This window comes from Leeuwenhoekiella obamensis (assembly GCF_055391795.1).
Genome location: NZ_AP029251.1, coordinates 3,751,873 through 3,775,948 on the forward strand (window position 1 = coordinate 3,751,873; position 24,076 = coordinate 3,775,948).

General features: G+C 43.2%; 1 protein-coding gene. It reads left to right on the forward strand.

The annotated features are described in order from the left end of the window. Positions 1 to 310: 310 nt before the first annotated feature. Positions 311 to 24,073, forward strand: coding sequence for an Ig-like domain-containing protein (locus ACZ5L8_RS16495; RefSeq protein ID WP_464438800.1), 23,763 nt, complete (start codon positions 311 to 313; stop codon positions 24,071 to 24,073). Positions 24,074 to 24,076: the final 3 nt, after the last annotated feature.

Consider the following 24,076-nt stretch of genomic DNA (forward strand, 5'->3'; position numbering starts at 1 on the left):
TGTAAATTTGATTTTGCTTGTGTAATCTTATTGATAATCACAATTTTGCAAAAAAAAGAAGCTTATTTTTCAAAACCAATCCCAGACATTTTTCGTTTATCTTATAAAGGCTGCTGTTCGTCTATACTTATTAGCAGTCTAACGTGGTTGACGGGAAATTAGCTTTTTAGAAGAATATTTTTGTTGACATAATAAAAAATCAAACCCCTAATTCATTGATTTTTAATTGTTGACATGGCCTTATTAGTTTCTGTAAAGTAGGTGTCATGTTCTCATTCTTAATGAATAGGAAATTTAATGACACCCTTATATGAAACAGACTTCTACTTTTAGATTATTTGTTTTTCTTGTTTTGCTAATGCAGGCCAATCTGTGGTCACAGCGTACTTGTGATATAAGTGCTACAACTGCAAATAGCCTCAACTTTGAGAATCCAGTTTTTGTATCTGGATCAGACAATGGTTCTGCTGATCTAGGAGACGTTTACCGTTTTTCTAATGTGATCACTGGGATTGATGCTTTAGTAACCATAACCAACCTAGGAAATAATGCAACATTACCTCAGTTTGATAGGCCAGCAGTTACTGAGGGTTCAGATGGTTTTGATAGAGCATTTCAGCCAACCTTAAGGGCTAATGGTACTGCAACGCCATTTGCATTCATTAATATACAGTTTGTTGAGACGGGGACTACAACACAAACACCACTTATCTTTTATGCAACTGCTCTTGATGTAGATGGCGATGGTGGTTCAGTAAGAGAACTTACTCGTTTTTATCCTCAGCCAGATTCTTTCTCATATAATAATCCTACGGGTATTACTTTTGATTTTACTACTGATACTTCTTATTTAGATGGTATCGCAACTACTAGTGCAACTGAGCCAGGAACAGGTACAAGTCCACAATATGCATATACAAATTATTTTGAAGGTGTTTCTAGTTTTGATTACGTAATAGCCAATGTCAATGCTACGACAGGAGATAGACAATTTTCTTTGCTATTTGAAGACATCACGTATACAAGCCGTGTAACTCGCAATTTAAGTAAGCCAGTTATTTGTGGTACTGTAAAAGACGATCGCGGAGTTCCATTAGCTGGAGTTACCGTTAATTTATCTGGAGCAGAAACTCAAACCACAACTACTGGCGCTGATGGTAAATACTCTTTTACACTAAATAAAACAGGTATTACCACAGCAAGTTCTTATACAATTACTGAGGTTGATCCTGCGGGATACATCTCAGTAAGTGATGCAGATGGTGGTAATGACAACTCTATTACACGTAGCATAACAAACCTATCTAGCTTTAATAATGATTTTACTGATGGGGAAGACTTTGATGGTGATGGGATAACCAATGGTCTGGATGATGATGATGATAATGATGGTATAACAGATTGTGTTGAGAAAGGCCTTGAAGGCGCAGACTTTAATGACGTTTTTGTTTTAAATGGTTCTGCTCAGCAAAGCGTTACTGATCCTAATGAAGTAGTGCTTACCACTGCAACTGGGAACCAATCAGGTCAAACTTATGGTGTTAATAAGGTAAACTTTGCAAGAAGTTTCTCATTCTCATTTCAAGCAAATCTAGGAACCAAAGACGGTAATGGTGCAGATGGTATTGCCATAATCTTTCATAATGATCCTAATGGTGCAACAGCATTGGGTGCAGATGGTATTGGTATGGGCTCTAACGGTATTGCAAACGGTATTGTTTTAGAGATGGACACCTTTGATAATGGCACGGGTGTGGGTGACATACCTAATGATCATACAATGATCTGGGATTCTGATAATCAGACGGGTACTGGTTTGCTATCTACTGCGGTTGATTTTGGAAACTTAGAGGACGGTGCTTGGCATGATGTGGTAGTTTCATATTCTGTTTCTTCTCAAACTATTGTATTTACTGTAGATGGTATTGCAGCTGGATCTTTTACAGGAGATCTTGTGAATAATTATTTTGGTGGAGCAAGTGAAGTTTATTTTGGTTATACAGCTTCTACAGGAGGTTTTAATAATCAACAGCGCATACGTTTTGCAGATTTTTGTGATGTACCATTTATTGTAGATACTGATAATGATGGTACGCCAGATTTTAGAGATACAGATTCAGATAATGATGGATGTTTTGACGCCTTGGAAGGTGATGATACATCTATTTCGCTGTCAAGCATAGATAATAATGGAGCGCTTACTGGAGGTGTTGATGCTAATGGAGTTCCTACAGCTGCAAATGGTGGTCAGCAAGATGTAAGTAGTAAAGATGATACAGTTACTTCACCTCGATGTGATGATGACGGCGATGGTACTTTAAACGGTAATGATGTTTGTCCTAATGGAGATGACGCTTTTGATGCTGATGGTGATGGAGTGCCAGATTCTTGTGATCTGGATGATGATAATGATGGTCTGCTAGATGCTACAGAAGGAGCAGACTGTGCGGGAACTATAAGCTACGAATTCTATGATTCTGCGCCGGCAGGATCTACTGTTGATAATATTCCTACTACCGGAGCAACGCAAACAGGAACGGTTTCAAACTTTGATGTAGATGCACTGTATACTGCAATAACTCCTGGTGATGGAGATAACTTTAGTGTTAGATATACCGGAACGATTAATATAGCAACGCTTGGCACTTATACTTTCTACACAAATTCTGATGACGGCTCTAAGTTATTAATTGATGGTGTTGAGGTTGTTAATAATGATGGAGGTCATGCGCCTACAGAAGTGAGCGGAACAATTGATCTTAGTGCGGGAATTCATGTTATTCAGGTTTTATATTTCGAAATAGGCGGAGGTGAAGAACTTTCAGTTAGTTATGAAGGACCTTCAATAGCAAAACAAGCATTGCCTTTTGGCATATTGGCTTGTTATCTTGATACAGATAGTGACGGTACTCCTGATTATCTTGATACAGATTCAGATAATGACGGCTGTTTTGATGCCTTAGAAGGTGATGATGCTACTATTTCGCTGTCAAGCATAGATGGAAATGGAGCTTTAACAGGAGGTGTTGATGCAAATGGTATTCCTACAGCTGCAAATGGTGGTCAGGATGACGTGAGCAGTAAAGACAACACAATTACTTCTCCTAGATGTGATGATGATGGTGATGGAGTTACAAATGAAAATGATGTTTGTAATGGATATGATGATAATCTAGATAATGATGGAGATGGTGTTCCTAATGCGTGTGATAATGATGATGATAATGATGGTATAAGAGACCTTGATGAAATGTCAGACAATATCCTTGTGGGTGGTGGTTTTGACAATATTGATGGTCTGTTCGTGGGTAATAACTTTTCAGGAGCGGGAGCGGGAGCTCAAGATATAAGTCCGTGGCAAATTGATGGTGGTTTTGAGGCTAATGTTGTAAGAGTAGATGGTAGTGGTGCTTACGGTAATGGTGGTCCTGCGTTAGATGCTCGTAATCTTGCAGGTAACTATCTGGATATCGTGGGTGGTTCAAACGAGGTTTATCAGGTTTTTACTTTAGCCCAAGAAACTAAAGTTATTTATGCAGGATATTTTTCTGCAAGAGATGGGCTTTCAGGAACCGGATATATAAAGATCAACGCAGGTAGTGGCTTAGCTGGAGCGACAGTAGATACTTCGCCTACTATTACATCAACTTCTAGCAGCGAATGGTCTTTTGTGACTAGAGAAGTTACTCTTCCTGCGGGTACATACACTTTCGTTTTTCAGATGGACGAAAACATGAACTTTGATGAAGGCGGAGTTTATGCAATTGAATCTCTAGATACAGATGGTGATGGTGTTCCTAATATCTATGACCTGGATAGTGATAATGACGGAATTTACGATGCTGAAGAAGCTGGTCATAATCAGCCACACACTAATGGTGTAGTAAGCAACAATGTGGGAGCAGATGGTGTTCCTAATGAAGTGCAGGATGCAGGTGATGTTGATACAGGTAAAATTAATTATGCTGTTCAGAACTCAGATAGTCAGAACGATGATCAGATTGACGCTATTGAAATAGATAGTGATAATGATGGCTGTTTTGATGTTATTGAAGCGGGATATACAGATGATGATGGCGATGGGGAAGTTGATGGAACTGGTGTAGATAGTAATGGTGTTGTACAGAATAGCGATGGCTATGGCGGTACAAATGCAAATGTCACTACAGCGGGATCTGAGAGTACAATTGATACACAACCTTCCAATCAGTCAACAACTCTAGGAGGTGATGCTACATTTACTGTAACTGCCTCGGGAGGTTCTGGTACTACGCAATATCAGTGGGAGGTTAGTACAGATAATGGTTCCACTTTCGTGGAAATAACTGATACTGGTATCTACTCAGGAACAACAACAAATACTCTAACTCTTACAGGTGTTGGCTTAACGGAAGATGATAATCAGTATCGAGTAATTATAACTCAAAGTGATTTTGTGTGTGCTTTAGTTACATCTGATGCTGCGATTCTAAATATTATTAACTCAGCTCCTATAGGCCTTGATGATACTAACAACACAAATGAAGATACCACATTAACGGTAGCAGCAGGCGCCGGTGTACTATCAAATGACACGGATGTGGATGGTGACACATTAAGTGTAGATAGTTTTGTAATTGACGGCACTAGCTATAGCGCAGGGGATACGGCTAACCTTACCGAAGGAGATCTTACTCTAAATTCAGATGGTAGCTATGTATTTGTACCCGCATCCAACTTTAATGGCGTAGTCCCTACAGTAACTTATACGGTAACCGATGGAACGGATACCGACACAGCGGATCTAGACATTACGGTAACAGCAGTGAACGATGCGCCAGTAGCAGTAGATGATACTAACAGCACAGCTGAGGATACTACACTAACAGTAGCCGCAGGAGATGGAGTACTGTTCAACGACACAGATGTTGAGGGCAATACATTAAGTGTAGATAGTTTTGTAATTGACGGCACTAGCTATAGCGCAGGGGATACAGCGAACCTTACCGAAGGAGACCTTACTCTAAACGCAGATGGTAGCTATGTATTTGTACCAGCATCCAACTTTAATGGCGTAGTCCCTACAGTAACTTATACGGTAACCGATGGAACAGATACCGATACAGCGGATCTAGACATCACGGTAACGGCAGTGAATGATGCGCCAGTAGCGGTGAATGATACTAACAGCACAGCTGAGGATACTACTTTAACAGTAGCTGCAGGAGATGGAGTACTGTTCAACGACACAGATGTTGAGGGCAATACATTAAGTGTAGATAGTTTTGTAATTGATGGTACTAGCTATAGCGCAGGCGATACGGCTAACCTTACCGAAGGAGACCTTACTCTAAACGCAGATGGTAGCTATGTATTTGTACCAGCATCCAACTTTAATGGCGTAGTCCCTACAGTAACCTATACGGTAACTGACGGAACGGATACCGACACAGCAGATCTAGATATCACAGTAACTGCAGTGAACGATGCACCGGTAGCAGTAGATGATACTAACAGCACAGCTGAGGACACTACATTAACGGTAGCCGCAGGAGATGGAGTACTGTTCAACGACACAGATGTTGAGGGCAATACATTAAGTGTAGATAGTTTTGTAATTGACGGCACTAGCTATAGCGCAGGGGATACAGCGAACCTTACTGAAGGAGATCTTATCTTGAATTCAGATGGTAGCTATGTATTTGTACCCGCATCCAACTTTAATGGCGTAGTCCCTACAGTAACTTATACGGTAACCGATGGAACAGATACCGATACAGCGGATCTAGATATCACAGTAACGGCAGTGAATGATGCGCCGGTAGCAGTAGATGATACTAACAGCACAGCTGAGGACACTACATTAACAGTAGCCGCAGGAGATGGAGTACTGTTCAACGACACAGATGTTGAGGGCAATACATTAAGTGTAGATAGTTTTGTAATCAACGGCACTAGCTATAGCGCAGGGGATACGGCTAACCTTACCGAAGGAGACCTTACCTTAAATTCAGATGGTAGCTATGTATTTGTACCCGCATCCAACTTTAACGGCGTAGTCCCTACAGTAACCTATACAGTAACTGATGGAACAGATACCGACACAGCGGATCTAGATATCACAGTAACAGCGGTGAACGATGCGCCGGTAGCAGTGGATGATACTAACAGCACAGCTGAGGATACTACATTAACGGTAGCCGCAGGAGATGGAGTACTGTTTAATGACACAGATGTTGAAGGCAATACATTAAGTGTAGATAGTTTTGTAATTGACGGCACTAGCTATAGCGCAGGGGATACAGCGAACCTTACCGAAGGAGACCTTACCTTGAATTCAGATGGTAGCTATGTATTTGTACCCGCATCCAACTTTAATGGCGTAGTCCCTACAGTAACTTATACGGTAACCGATGGAACGGATACCGACACAGCGGATCTAGACATTACGGTAACAGCAGTGAACGATGCGCCAGTAGCAGTAGATGATACTAACAGCACAGCTGAGGATACTACACTAACAGTAGCCGCAGGAGATGGAGTACTGTTCAACGACACAGATGTTGAGGGCAATACATTAAGTGTAGATAGTTTTGTAATTGACGGCACTAGCTATAGCGCAGGGGATACAGCGAACCTTACCGAAGGAGACCTTACTCTAAACGCAGATGGTAGCTATGTATTTGTACCAGCATCCAACTTTAATGGCGTAGTCCCTACAGTAACCTATACGGTAACTGACGGAACGGATACCGACACAGCAGATCTAGATATCACAGTAACTGCAGTGAACGATGCACCGGTAGCAGTAGATGATACTAACAGCACAGCTGAGGACACTACATTAACGGTAGCCGCAGGAGATGGAGTACTGTTCAACGACACAGATGTTGAGGGCAATACATTAAGTGTAGATAGTTTTGTAATTGATGGTACTAGCTATAGCGCAGGCGATACGGCTAACCTTACCGAAGGAGACCTTACTCTAAACGCAGATGGTAGCTATGTATTTGTACCAGCATCCAACTTTAATGGCGTAGTCCCTACAGTAACCTATACGGTAACTGACGGAACGGATACCGACACAGCAGATCTAGATATCACAGTAACTGCAGTGAACGATGCACCGGTAGCAGTAGATGATACTAACAGCACAGCTGAGGACACTACATTAACGGTAGCCGCAGGAGATGGAGTACTGTTCAACGACACAGATGTTGAGGGCAATACATTAAGTGTAGATAGTTTTGTAATTGATGGTACTAGCTATAGCGCAGGCGATACAGCTAACCTTACCGAAGGAGACCTTACTCTAAACGCAGATGGTAGCTATGTATTTGTACCAGCATCCAACTTTAATGGCGTAGTCCCTACAGTAACCTATACGGTAACCGATGGAACAGATACCGACACAGCGGATCTAGATATCACAGTAACAGCAGTGAACGATGCGCCGGTAGCAGTAGATGATACAGAGACGACATATGAAGATAATTCTGTAGAGGTTTTAGTGTTAGTGAATGACACAGATGTAGAGGGTGATAGTTTAGCGGTAACTGCTGTGACTAATGGAACAAATGGAACTGTTGTTATTGATGCTATCACAGGTAATCCTGTTTATACTCCTAATGCCGATTTCAATGGTACAGATACATTTACCTATACCATTAGCGATGGTCAAGGAGGAACAGACACTGCAACGGTGACAGTAACGATTCTACCAACTGTAGATGCCTTTGATGATTTGGTGACAACCGAAAATGAAACAGCAGTCATAATAGATGTTTTAGATAATGATGGTGATGTCCCAACTACAGGAAGTCTTACAATATCTTCATTACCTGCTAATGGAACTGTTACAATTCTGGATAACGGAACGCCAAACGATCCTAGTGACGACACAGTACAATACACGCCTAATGATGACTTTTTTGGCAACGACACTTTTGAATACACAATTTGTGATGATAATGGAAATTGTGATACAGCATCAGTAACTGTAACCGTAGAAGAGGCGGTAATTGAAGCGGTAGATGATGATTTGACCAGTTCGCCGGTAAATGGATACACAGGGGCAACGGCTATTGCAAATGTTCTTGATAATGACTTATTAAATAATCAAATACTTGATCCTGCAGAGGTTTCTGTAACCCCTGTTTCAGATGGAACTTTAAGTGTAAATCTTGATGGAACAGTTGACGTAAGTCCATTGACTCCGGCGGGTACTTATACTATTGATTATACTATTTGTGAAAATGCAAATCCATCAAACTGTTCAACGGCTACGGTAACTGTTAATGTCGCTTCCGCGGAAATCATTGCCAACGATGATGACTTCAGTGCAACTCCAGTGAATGGAATTGACGGTGGTATTGCAGGCGATGTAACAGACAATGATACCTTGAACGGTCAGCCAGTAGACGATGCTGATATCTCGATCACATTGGATAATAATGGCGGACTTAATGGTGTAGCGATTGACAATGATGGAACGGTAAGTGTACCAGCAAACACACCAGCTGGAACCTACACAGTGACGTATACCATCTGTGAAAACCTGAATCCAACCAATTGTGAGAGCGCAACGGTAACGATCGTAGTTGATCCAGCAGTATTAGTTGCCAATGATGACGACTTCAGCGCAACTCCAGTGAATGGAATCGACGGCGGTATTGCCGGTGATGTAACAGACAATGATACCTTGAATGGTCAGCCGGTAGACGATGCTGATATCTCGATCACGCTTGATAATGATGGCGGACTGAATGGTGTATCTATAGATAATGATGGAACAGTTAGCGTACCAGCGAATACTCCTGCTGGAACCTACACAGTAACCTACACGATCTGTGAGAATCTGAATCCAACGAATTGTGAGAGCGCAAGCATCACAGTAGTTGTAGATCCAGCAGTATTAGTTGCCAATGAAGATGACTTCTCAGCAACTCCAGTCAATGGAATCGACGGCGGTATTGCCGGTGATGTAACAGACAATGATACCTTGAATGGTCAGCCAGTTGATGATGCCGATATCTCGATCACTTTGGATGATAATGGCGGACTGAACGGCGTATCGATCGACAATGATGGAACAGTAAGCGTACCAGCAAATACACCAGCTGGAACCTACACGGTAACCTACACGATCTGTGAGAATCTGAATCCAACAAACTGTGAGAGCGCAAGCATTACAGTAGTTGTAGATCCAGCAACATTAGTTGCCAATGATGACGACTTCAGTGCAACTCCAGTAAATGGAATTGACGGTGGTATTGCAGGCGATGTAACAGACAATGACACGCTGAATGGTCAACCTGTAGATGATGCAGATATCTCGATCACATTGGATAATGATGGCGGACTTAACGGCGTATCCATAGACAATGATGGAACAGTAAGTGTACCAGCGAACACACCAGCTGGAACGTATACGATCACCTACACCATCTGTGAAAACCTGAATCCAACAAACTGTGAGAGTGCAACGGTAACGATCGTAGTTGATCCAGCAGTATTAGTTGCTAATGACGACGACTTCAGTGCAACTCCAATTAATGGAATCGATGGCGGAATCGCAGGAGATGTAACAGACAATGACACGTTGAATGGTCAACCAGTTGATGATGCTGATATCTCGATCACATTGGATAATGATGGCGGACTCAGCGGTGTATCTATAGACAATGATGGAACAGTAAGCGTACCAGCAAATACTCCAGCTGGAACCTATACGATCACCTACACCATCTGTGAAAACCTGAATCCAACAAACTGTGAGAGTGCAACGGTAACGATCGTAGTTGATCCAGCAGTATTAGTTGCTAATGACGACGACTTCAGTGCAACTCCAATTAATGGAATCGATGGCGGAATCGCAGGAGATGTAACAGACAATGACACGTTGAATGGTCAACCAGTTGATGATGCTGATATCTCGATCACATTGGATAATGATGGCGGACTCAGCGGTGTATCTATAGACAATGATGGAACAGTAAGCGTACCAGCAAATACTCCAGCTGGAACTTATACAGTGAGCTACACGATCTGTGAGAACCTGAATCCAACAAACTGCGAGAGCGCGAGCATCACAGTAGTTTTAGACCCAGCAGTATTAGTAGCAAATGATGACGACTTCAGTGCAACTCCAGTAAATGGAATCGATGGCGGTATTGCAGGCGATGTGACAGATAATGATACCTTGAACGGTCAGCCAGTTGATGATGCAGATATCTCGATCACGCTAGACAATAACGGTGGCTTGAATGGTGTATCGATCGACAATGATGGAACAGTAAGCGTACCAGCAAACACCCCTGCTGGAACTTATACGATCAGCTACACCATCTGTGAGAACCTGAACCCAACTAATTGTGAGAGCGCAAGCATCACCGTAGTTGTTGACCCAGCAACCTTAGTTGCAAACGACGACGACTTCAGTGCAACTCCAGTGAATGGAATCGATGGTGGAATCGCAGGCGATGTAACAGATAATGATACCTTAAATGGTCAACCAGTTGATGATGCAGATATCTCGATCACATTGGATGATGATGGCGGCTTGAACGGTGTATCGATTGACAATGATGGAACGGTAAGCGTACCAGCGAACACACCAGCTGGAACGTATACAGTAACCTACACGATCTGTGAGAACCTGAACCCAACAAACTGCGAGAGCGCAACGGTAACTATAGTTGTTGATCCAGCAACATTAGTTGCCAATGATGACGACTTCTCTGCAACTCCAGTGAATGGAATCGATGGTGGAATCGCAGGAGATGTAACAGACAATGATACCTTGAACGGTCAGCCAGTAGATGATGCAGATATCTCGATCACATTGGATAATGATGGCGGCTTGAACGGTGTATCGATCGACAATGATGGAACGGTAAGTGTACCAGCAAACACACCAGCTGGAACCTACACAGTAACCTACACGATTTGTGAAAACCTGAATCCAACAAACTGTGAGAGCGCGAGCATTACAGTAGTGGTTGATCCAGCAACACTTGTTGCTAACGACGATGACTTCAGTGCAAGTCCAGTTAATGGCATCGATGGTGATATTGCAGGTGATGTTACGGATAATGACACATTGAACGGTCAACCCGTAGATGATGCCGATATCTCGATCACATTGGATGATGATGGTGGCTTGAACGGCGTATCCATAGACAATGATGGAACAGTAAGTGTACCGGCTAACACACCTGCTGGAACCTACACAGTAACGTATACGATCTGTGAGAACCTGAACCCAACGAATTGCGAGAGTGCAACGGTAACCGTAGTAGTTGATCCAGCAACCTTAGTCGCTAACGATGATGACTTCAGTGCAACTCCAGTGAATGGCATCAATGGTGGAATCGCAGGAGATGTTACGGATAATGACACATTGAACGGTCAACCCGTAGATGATGCCGATATCTCGATCACATTAGACAATAATGGCGGCTTGAACGGCGTATCCATAGACAATGATGGAACAGTAAGTGTACCGGCTAACACACCAGCTGGAACGTATACGATCAGCTACACAATTTGTGAAAATCTAAATCCATCCAACTGTTCAACAGCTACTGTAACTGTTAATGTCGCTTCCGCGGAAATCATTGCTAATGATGACGAGTTCAGTGCAACTGCAGTGAATGGAATCGAAGGCGGAATCGCAGGAGATGTTACGGATAATGACACATTGAACGGTCAACCAGTTGATGACGCTGATATCTCGATCACATTAGATAATAATGGCGGACTGAATGGTGTATCCATAGACAATGATGGAACGGTAAGTGTACCAGCAAATACTCCAGCTGGAACCTATACGATCACCTACACCATCTGTGAGAACCTGAACCCAACAAACTGTGAGAGCGCAAGCATTACAGTAGTAGTTGATCCAGCAGTATTAGTGGCTAACGACGACGACTTCAGTGCAACTCCAGTGAATGGAATTGATGGTGGAATCGCAGGCGATGTAACAGACAATGACACCTTAAACGGTCAACCTGTAGATGATGCAGACATCTCTATCACACTAGATAATGATGGCGGACTGAACGGCGTATCCATAGACAATGATGGAACGGTAAGCGTACCCGCAAACACACCAGCTGGAACCTACACAGTAACGTATACCATCTGTGAGAACCTGAATCCAACAAACTGCGAGAGTGCAACGGTAACTGTTGTTGTTGATCCAGCAACACTAGTTGCTAACGACGATGACTTCAGCGCAACTCCAGTGAATGGAATTGATGGTGGAATCGCAGGAGATGTTACAGACAATGATACGCTAAACGGTCAACCTGTTGACGATGCTGATATCTCGATTACATTAGACAATAATGGCGGCTTGAACGGTGTATCGATCGACAATGATGGAACAGTAAGTGTACCAGCAAACACACCTGCTGGAACCTATACGATCACCTACACCATCTGTGAAAACCTGAATCCAACAAACTGTGAGAGTGCAACGGTAACGATCGTAGTTGATCCAGCAGTATTAGTTGCTAATGACGACGACTTCAGTGCAACTCCAATTAATGGAATCGATGGCGGAATCGCAGGAGATGTAACAGACAATGACACGTTGAATGGTCAACCAGTTGATGATGCTGATATCTCGATCACGCTAGACAATAACGGCGGACTTAATGGTGTATCTATAGACAATGATGGAACGGTAAGTGTACCAGCGAATACTCCTGCTGGAACGTATACGATCAGCTACACGATCTGTGAAAACCTAAACCCAACAAACTGCGAGAGCGCTAGCATCACCATAGTAGTTGATCCAGCAACTCTAGTTGCAAATGACGACGACTTCTCAGCAACTCCAGTAAATGGAATCGATGACGGAATCGCAGGAGATGTAACAGACAATGATACGTTGAATGGTCAGCCGGTAGATGACGCTGATATCTCGATCACGCTAGATAATGATGGTGGACTGAACGGTGTATCTATCGACAATGATGGAACGGTAAGCGTACCAGCAAACACACCAGCTGGAACGTATACAGTAACGTATACCATCTGTGAAAACCTGAATCCAACCAACTGTGAGACTGCAACGGTAACCGTAGTAGTTGATCCAGCAGTATTAGTTGCAAATGACGACGACTTCAGTGCAACTCCAGTAAATGGAATTGATGGCGGAATCGCAGGCGATGTAACAGACAACGACACGCTGAATGGTCAGCCCGTTGATGACGCTGATATCTCGATCACGCTTGATAATAATGGCGGATTGAACGGTGTATCAATCGACAATGATGGATCGGTAAGTGTACCAGCAAATACTCCTGCTGGAACATATACGGTAACCTATACGATCTGTGAAAACCTGAATCCAACAAACTGTGAGAGCGCAACTGTAACGATCGTAGTTGATCCAGCCGTATTGGTTGCTAACGACGACGACTTTAGTGCAACTCCAGTGAATGGTATTGATGGCGGAATCGCAGGGGATGTAACAGCAAATGACACTCTGAATGGTCAGCCAGTAGACGATGCAGATATTTTTATTACAAATGATGGCGGACTGAACGGTGCTTCGATAAATAACAATGGAGATTTAGTAATTCCTCAAAATACTCCTGCGGGAATTTATACGGTGACTTATACCATCTGTGAGACGCTTAACCCAGGTAATTGCTCATCGGCTAGTATTACTGTTAATGTCGCTTCCGCGGAAATCATTGCCAATGATGATGACTTCAGCGCAACTCCAGTTAATGGAATCGATGGTGGAATCGCAGGCGATGTAACAGATAATGATACCTTGAACGGTCAACCTGTAGACGATGCAGATATCTCGATCACATTGAATAATAATGGCGGCTTGAACGGAGTATCGATCGACAATGATGGAACAGTAAGTGTACCAGCAAACACACCAGCTGGAACATATACAATTACTTACACGATCTGTGAAAACCTAAACCCAACGAATTGCGAGAGCGCAAGCATCACAGTAGTAGTAGATCCAGCAACACTAGTTGCAAATGACGATGACTTCAGTGCAACTCCAGTAAATGGCATCGATGGCGGAATTGCAGGTGATGTAACAGCTAATGACACGCTGAACGGTCAGCCAGTAGATGATGCAGATATCTTTATTGTGAACAATGGTGGTTTAAGTGGAGCTACAATTAATAATAACGGTGATTTGATCATTCCGGCGAACACGCCAGCAGGAACATATACTGTGACCTATTCTATTTGTGAAACATTAAATCCAACGAATTGCGATTCTGCAACGATCACTGTGGAAGTTTCAGCAGCGACCTTGGTAGCGAACAATGATGATTTTGGCGCAAGCCCAATTGCAGGTCAAACCGGTGGTATTGCAGGAGATGTTACTACAAATGATACATTAAACGGTCAACCAGTAGATGATGCCGATATTTCGATCACGCTTGATAATAATGGCGGCTTAAATGGTGTATCAATAAATAATGACGGAACGGTAGATGTGCCGGCGAACACGCCAGCAGGAACATACACTATTACTTATACGATCTGTGAGAATCTAAATGCAGGAAATTGTGACTCGGCTACAGCAATTATCGTTGTTGATCCGGCTGATGTTGTTGCGACAGCAGACGACTTTAGTGCAACTCCTGTAAATGGCTTGAACGGTGGTGTCGCAGGTGATGTAACGGCAAACGACCTTTTCAACGGTCAACCGGTAGATGATAGAGATGTCTTTATCACAGATGATGGTGGTTTACCAGGTGCAAGTATTGATGATGATGGTAATCTTATTGTAGCGCCAGGAAGTCCAGCAGGAACATATACTGTGATCTACACTATTTGCGAAAATCTGAATCCTGGAAATTGTGATTCGGCAGCTATCACTGTAGTTGTTAGCGCGGCAGAACTCATTGCGAATAATGATGATTTCAGCGCGACACCTATTGATGGTTATGCAGGTGATACTACGGCGTCAGTATTTGTGAATGATACTTATGATGGTGCTTCTTTCAACAATAATGAAGTTGTCCCTTCTATCTTAAACAATGATGGCTTAACAGGACTTACTATAAATGCAGATGGCAGCTTAACAATTCCAGAAGGCATAGTTGCGGGAACTTATACAGTAGTTTATCAGATCTGTGAGGCTCTTAATCCTTCTAATTGCGCTTCCGCGGAAGTGATTCTCAATGTACTTCCTCCTGCGATCACGGCTAACGATGATGATTTTTCGGCGCAGACCGTAAACGGAATAGATGGAGGATCTGCAGGAAATGTGTTTAGTAATGATACTGTGAATACTGTTGTCGCAAATAGTAATGATGTTACTGTAAGTGTTGTTAATGACGGCGGAATAGGCGGTCTTACGATCAATGCAAATGGTGTAATTCAAATACCAGCAGGAACGCCAGCAGGAACGTATATCGTGAACTATCAAATTTGCGATGCTATAAATCCGGCCAACTGTGATACTGCAGATGCAATAGTGGTGATAGGTGCAGGTACACTTAATGCAAATGATGATGACTTTAGTGCAAACACAATAAATGGATATGACGGTGGTAGTCTGCCTGATAGTATTCTAGATAATGATCTACTTAACGGTGTTGCTGTTAACAGCGGTGACGTTACGATAACTCTAGTTGATAACGGTGGCTTAACAGGTCTCACGATAGATGCTAATGGTTTTGTAACTGTTCCATCTGGTATTGAGGCAGGAACTTACAGTGTGGTTTATCAATTATGTGAAAATCTTAATGGTACAAACTGTGATAGTGCTACGATCACAATCGTGATCACTGCTCCTGTGATCGATGCTGTGGATGATGACTTTACGGCGACTGCCATAAACGGATTTGAAGGTGGAAGTACAGCTACAGTTTTAGGTAACGATACGCTCAATACAACGACTGTTGCAGCATCAGATGTTAATCTTACGCTGCTAGATAATGGTGGTCTGGGAGGATTAATACTTAATGCAGATGGTACTTTAAGTGTTCCTGCAGGAACTTCTGCAGGTGATTATACAGTTCAGTACCAAATATGTGATGCAATAAACACAACTAACTGTGATATAGCAGATGCAATAATTAGAGTTACAGCTCCGGTAATTAATGCTGTTGATGACGACTTTTCGACCAACGTAGTAGACGGAGCAAATGGCGGTACATCGGGAGATGTAACTCTTAATGATACTTTGAATGGTGTTGCAGTGAATGATGATGATATTGACATTACGTTGAACAGCAATGGAGGTATAAATGGTCTTGAGCTGAATAATGATGGATCAGTTGTAGTTCCTAGAAATACTGCATCTGGAACATATACTATTCAATATACTATTTGTGAGAATCTTAATAGTGCTAATTGTTCAACGGCAGAAGCTATTATTGTTGTAGGTGTTTCAACTATCGTTGCTAACGACGATGACTTCAGCGCAACTCCAGTCAATGGAATCGACGGTGGAATTGCAGGCGATGTAACAGACAATGACACACTAAACGGCCAACCTGTTGATGATGCAGATATCTCGATCACGCTAGATAATAATGGCGGACTCAGCGGAGTATCCATAGACAATGATGGAACAGTAAGCGTACCAGCAAATACACCTGCTGGAACATATACGGTAACCTATACGATCTGTGAAAACCTGAATCCAACAAACTGTGAGAGCGCAACTGTAACGATCGTAGTTGATCCAGCCGTATTGGTTGCTTACGACGACGACTTTAGTGCAACTCCAGTGAATGGTATTGATGGCGGAATCGCAGGAGATGTAACAGACAATGATACCTTGAACGGTCAGCCAGTTGATGATGCCGATATTTTCATTACAAATGATGGCGGACTGAACGGTGCTTCGATAAATAACAATGGAGATTTAGTGATTCCTCAAAATACTCCTGCGGGAATTTATACGGTGACTTATACCATCTGTGAGACGCTTAACCCAGGTAATTGCTCATCGGCTAGTATTACTGTTAATGTCGCTTTCGCGGAAATCATTGCCAATGATGACGACTTCAGTGCAACTCCAGTGAATGGCATTGATGGAGGAATTGCAGGAGATGTAACGGACAATGATACCTTGAATGGTCAGCCAGTTGATGATGCCGATATCTCGATCACTTTGGATGATAATGGCGGACTGAACGGCGTATCGATCGACAATGATGGAACAGTAAGCGTACCAGCAAATACACCAGCTGGAACCTACACGGTAACCTACACGATCTGTGAGAATCTGAATCCAACAAACTGTGAGAGCGCAACTGTAACGATCGTAGTTGATCCAGCCGTATTGGTTGCTAACGACGACGACTTTAGTGCAACTCCAGTGAATGGTATTGATGGCGGAATCGCAGGGGATGTAACAGCAAATGACACTCTGAATGGTCAGCCAGTAGACGATGCAGATATTTTTATTACAAATGATGGCGGACTGAACGGTGCTTCGATAAATAACAATGGAGATTTAGTAATTCCTCAAAATACTCCTGCGGGAATTTATACGGTGACTTATACCATCTGTGAGACGCTTAACCCAGGTAATTGCTCATCGGCTAGTATTACTGTTAATGTCGCTTCCGCGGAAATCATTGCCAATGATGACGACTTTAGTACAACTCCAGTAAATGGAATCGACGGTGGTATTGCCGGTGATGTTACAGACAATGACACGCTAAACGGTCAACCAGTTGATGATGCTGATATCTCGATCACATTGGATAATGATGGCGGATTGAACGGAGTATCGATCGACAATGATGGAACGGTAAGCGTACCAGCAAACACACCAGCTGGAACGTATACGATCAGCTACACAATTTGTGAAAATCTAAATCCATCCAACTGTTCAACAGCTACTGTAACTGTTAATGTCGCTTCCGCGGAAATCATTGCTAATGATGACGAGTTCAGTGCAACTGCAGTGAATGGAATCGAAGGCGGAATCGCAGGAGATGTTACGGATAATGACACATTGAACGGTCAACCAGTTGATGACGCTGATATCTCGATCACATTAGATAATAATGGCGGACTGAATGGTGTATCCATAGACAATGATGGAACGGTAAGTGTACCAGCAAATACTCCAGCTGGAACCTATACGATCACCTACACCATCTGTGAGAACCTGAACCCAACAAACTGTGAGAGCGCAAGCATTACAGTAGTAGTTGATCCAGCAGTATTAGTGGCTAACGACGACGACTTCAGTGCAACTCCAGTGAATGGAATTGATGGTGGAATCGCAGGCGATGTAACAGACAATGACACCTTAAACGGTCAACCTGTAGATGATGCAGACATCTCTATCACACTAGATAATGATGGCGGACTGAACGGCGTATCCATAGACAATGATGGAACGGTAAGCGTACCCGCAAACACACCAGCTGGAACCTACACAGTAACGTATACCATCTGTGAGAACCTGAATCCAACAAACTGCGAGAGTGCAACGGTAACTGTTGTTGTTGATCCAGCAACACTAGTTGCTAACGACGATGACTTCAGCGCAACTCCAGTGAATGGAATTGATGGTGGAATCGCAGGAGATGTTACAGACAATGATACGCTAAACGGTCAACCTGTTGACGATGCTGATATCTCGATTACATTAGACAATAATGGCGGCTTGAACGGTGTATCCATAGACAATGATGGAACGGTAAGTGTACCAGCAAACACACCAGCTGGAACGTATACAGTAACGTATACCATCTGTGAAAACCTGAATCCAACCAATTGTGAGAGCGCAACGGTAACGATCGTTGTAGATCCAGCAGTATTAGTTGCCAATGAAGATGACTTCTCAGCAACTCCAGTCAATGGAATCGACGGCGGAATCGCAGGAGATGTAACAGACAATGATACCTTGAATGGTCAGCCAGTAGATGATGCGGATATCTCGATTACATTGGATGATAATGGCGGACTCAGCGGAGTATCGATCGACAATGATGGAACAGTAAGCGTACCAGCAAACACCCCAGCTGGAACGTACACAGTGACCTACACCATCTGTGAAAACCTAAATCCAACGAACTGCGAGAGCGCAAGCATCACAGTAGTTGTTGACCCAGCAACCTTAGTTGCAAACGACGACGACTTCAGTGCAACTCCAGTGAATGGAATCGATGGTGGTATTGCAGGAGATGTAACAGACAATGATACCTTGAATGGTCAACCAGTAGATGATGCTGATATCTCGATCACGCTAGATGATAATGGCGGCTTGAACGGTGTATCTATCGACAATGATGGAACGGTAAGCGTACCAGCAAACACCCCTGCTGGAACCTACACGGTAACCTACACGATCTGTGAGAACCTGAACCCAACGAATTGTGAGAGCGCAAGCATTACAGTAGTTGTAGATCCAGCAGTATTAGTTGCAAATGATGACGACTTCAGTGCAACTCCAGTAAATGGAATTGATGGAGGAATTGCAGGAGATGTAACAGACAATGATACCTTGAATGGTCAGCCGGTAGACGATGCTGATATCTCGATCACATTGGATGATAATGGCGGCTTGAACGGAGTGTCGATCGACAATGATGGAACGGTAAGTGTACCAGCAAACACCCCAGCTGGAACCTACACGATCAGCTACACGATCTGTGAGAACCTGAACCCAACAAACTGTGAGAGCGCAAGCATTACAGTAGTTGTAGATCCAGCAACACTAGTTGCAAGCGACGACGACTTCAGTGCAACTCCAGTAAATGGAATCGATGGCGGAATCGCAGGAGATGTAACAGACAATGATACGTTGAATGGTCAGCCGGTAGATGACGCTGATATCTCGATCACGCTAGATAATGATGGTGGACTGAACGGTGTATCGATCGACAATGATGGAACGGTAAGCGTACCAGCAAACACACCAGCTGGAACGTATACAGTAACGTATACCATCTGTGAAAACCTGAATCCAACCAACTGTGAGACTGCAACGGTAACCGTAGTAGTTGATCCAGCAGTATTAGTGGCTAACGACGATGACTTCAGCGCAACTCCAGTCAATGGAATCGACGGTGGAATTGCAGGCGATGTAACAGACAATGACACACTAAACGGCCAACCTGTTGATGATGCAGATATCTCGATCACATTGGATGATGATGGCGGACTGAACGGAGTGTCGATCGATAATGATGGAACGGTAAGTGTACCAGCAAACACACCAGCTGGAACGTATACAGTAACGTATACCATCTGTGAAAACCTGAATCCAACAAACTGTGAGAGCGCAACGGTAACGATCGTTGTAGATCCAGCAACCTTAGTTGCTAATGACGACGACTTCAGTGCAACTCCAGTAAATGGAATTGATGGCGGAATCGCAGGAGATGTAACAGACAATGACACGCTGAATGGTCAACCTGTTGATGATACCAATATCTCGATCACATTGGATGATGACGGCGGACTGAATGGTGTATCCATAGACAATGATGGAACAGTAAGTGTACCAGCAAACACCCCAGCTGGAACCTATACAGTAACCTACACCATCTGTGAGAACCTGAACCCAACGAACTGCGAGAGCGCAACGGTAACTGTAGTAGTAGATCCTGCAACCTTAGTTGCTAACGATGACGACTTCTCAGCAAGTCCAGTAAATGGAATCGATGGTGGAATTGCAGGTGATGTAACAGACAACGACACGCTGAATGGTCAGCCCGTAGACGATGCCGATATCTCGATCACGCTAGACAATAACGGCGGCTTGAACGGTGTATCCATAGACAATGATGGAACAGTAAGTGTACCAGCAAACACTCCTGCTGGAACATATACGATCAACTACACCATCTGTGAAAACCTGAACCCAACTAATTGTGAGAGCGCAAGCATCACCGTAGTTGTTGACCCAGCAACCTTAGTTGCAAACGACGACGACTTCAGTGCAACTCCAGTGAATGGAATCGATGGTGGAATCGCAGGCGATGTAACAGATAATGATACCTTAAATGGTCAACCAGTTGATGATACCAATATCTCGATCACATTGGATGATGACGGCGGACTGAATGGTGTATCCATAGACAATGATGGAACAGTAAGTGTACCAGCAAACACCCCAGCTGGAACCTATACAGTAACCTACACCATCTGTGAGAACCTGAACCCAACGAACTGCGAGAGCGCAAGCATCACCGTAGTAGTTGATCCAGCAACACTAGTTGCCAATGACGACGACTTTAGTGCAACTCCAGTGAATGGAATCGATGGTGGAATCGCAGGAGATGTAACAGACAATGATACCTTGAATGGTCAACCTGTTGATGATGCCGATATCTCGATCACGCTAGATAATAATGGCGGACTCAGCGGCGTATCGATCGACAATGATGGAACAGTGAGCGTACCTGCAAACACCCCTGCTGGGACGTATACAGTAACGTACACCATCTGTGAGAATCTGAATCCGCCGAACTGTGAGAGCGCAAGCATCACCGTAGTAGTTGATCCAGCAACATTAGTTGCCAATGATGACGACTTCTCTGCAACTCCAGTGAATGGAATCGATGGTGGAATCGCAGGAGATGTAACAGACAATGATACCTTGAATGGTCAGCCAGTAGATGATGCAGACATCTCTATCACACTAGATAATGATGGCGGACTGAATGGCGTATCGATCGACAATGATGGAACGGTAAGTGTACCAGCAAACACACCAGCTGGAACATACACGATCAGCTACACGATCTGTGAAAATCTGAACCCAACAAACTGTGAGAGCGCTAGCATCACCGTAGTTGTGGATCCAGCAACACTAGTTGTTAACGACGATGACTTCAGTGCAACTCCAGTAAATGGAATTGATGGTGGTATTGCAGGAGATGTAACCGCAAATGACACCTTGAACGGTCAGCCAGTAGATGATGCCGATATCTCGATCACATTGGATAATGATGGTGGCTTGAACGGTGTGTCGATTGACAATGATGGAACAGTTAGCGTACCAGCAAACACCCCAGCTGGAACATATATTGTAACCTATACCATCTGTGAGAACCTGAACCCAACGAACTGCGAGAGCGCAAGCATCACAGTAGTAGTAGATCCAGCAACACTCGTTGCTAACGATGACGACTTCTCTGCAACTCCAGTGAATGGAATCGATGGTGGAATCGCAGGAGATGTAACAGACAATGATACCTTGAACGGTCAGCCAGTAGATGACGCTGATATCTCGATCACGTTAGACAATAACGGCGGCTTGAACGGAGTATCCATAGACAATGATGGAACCGTAAGCGTACCAGCAAACACACCAGCTGGAACATATACAGTGACTTATACGATCTGTGAAAACCTGAACCCAACGAATTGCGAGAGCGCAACTGTAACGATCGTAGTTGATCCAGCGGTATTAATCGCCAACGACGACGACTTCAGTGCAACTCCAGTAAATGGAATCGATGGCGGAATCGCAGGAGATGTAACAGACAATGATACGTTGAATGGTCAGCCGGTAGATGACGCTGATATCTCGATCACGCTTGATAATAATGGCGGACTGAACGGTGTATCGATCGACAATGATGGAACGGTAAGTGTACCAGCAAACACACCTGCTGGAACCTATACAGTAACCTACACGATCTGTGAGAACCTGAACCCAACGAATTGTGAGACTGCAGAAATTACGATAGTAGTTTCAGGTAAAGCGATAGTGGCTGATGATGATGATTTTGGCGGAAGCCCAGTAAATGGAAATACAGGTGGCGTTGCTGGAAACATCTTTGCTAACGACAATGTTGATGGTCAACCAGTAGATAGTGGAAATGTTGTGATCTCGATCATTGATGATGGCGGACTCACAGGAGTGACGATCGATGATAATGGTGACATTATTATACCAGAGAATTCTGCGCCAGGAACGTACTGGGTAGTATACTCAATATGTGATGCAACAGATTTAAGTAGTTGTGATTCTGCAACAGTAACATTAATAGTGACAGCTGGTAATGCAAATCTAGATCTATTAAAATATGTTGAGTACGTAGATGTGAATGGTGATGGTATGATGACTTCTGGTGATGAGTTGAGATATGACTTTACAGTGATCAATAATGGAGATGCAACAATTAATGATATCACTATACTTGATGATATGGTGACTGTTAATGGCGGACCTATTTCTCTTGATGCTGGCGAAAGCGACTCAACTACATTTACTGCTACTTATGTACTTACTCAGGATGATATTGAAAATGGTGAGGTAGTAAATATCGCTTTAGCGACTGGTGTAGATGGATTAGGAAATGTTATTGATGATTTCTCTGATGATCCTTCAGATGCAACAGATGTAGATGCTGATGGTGATGGCGATTATGAAGATCCTACAGTATTTAGTATTCAATATGCACCAGCGGTTGAATTACTTAAAACAGCGCTGTATGAGGATGCAAACAACAATAGTATTGTAGATGGTGGCGATATTGTAAGGTATTTCTTTGAAGTGATCAATACAGGTAATACGATCTTGTATGATGTTACAATTGATGATGCGATGGTAACTGTAACAGGCGGTCCTATTGATCTACTTCCTGGAGAGAGAGATACTAATACCTTTAGCGCTATCTATACAATAACAGCTAAGGATGTTGCAGCCGGTTCTGTTACAAATATCGCAGAGGTTAGAGCAGCTACTGTATTTGGAGATGTGGTAAATGATACATCTGATGATCCTCTTGATCAGACCAATAATGACATTGAAGGTGATGGCGAGGCAGATGATCCTACAGTGTTAAACTTCCCTGACGGCGGTATAATTGTGTATAACGTAATTACTCCTAATGGTGATGGTCAGAATGAGTTCTTCAAAATAGGAGGTATAGAACAGTACCCAGACAATACGGTTAAAATATTTAATCGCTGGGGAGTACTTGTGTTTGAAGAGTCTGCTTACGGTCAAGAAGGTGCACAACGCTTTAGAGGTGTTTCTAACGGTAGAGCAACAATTAATAAAGATCAAGGATTGCCAGCAGGAACATATTACTACGCTATTGACTACATCAATAGTAGAGGAGAAAGTGTTCAAGAAGCAGGTTATCTATACTTACAAAAACAATAAGCA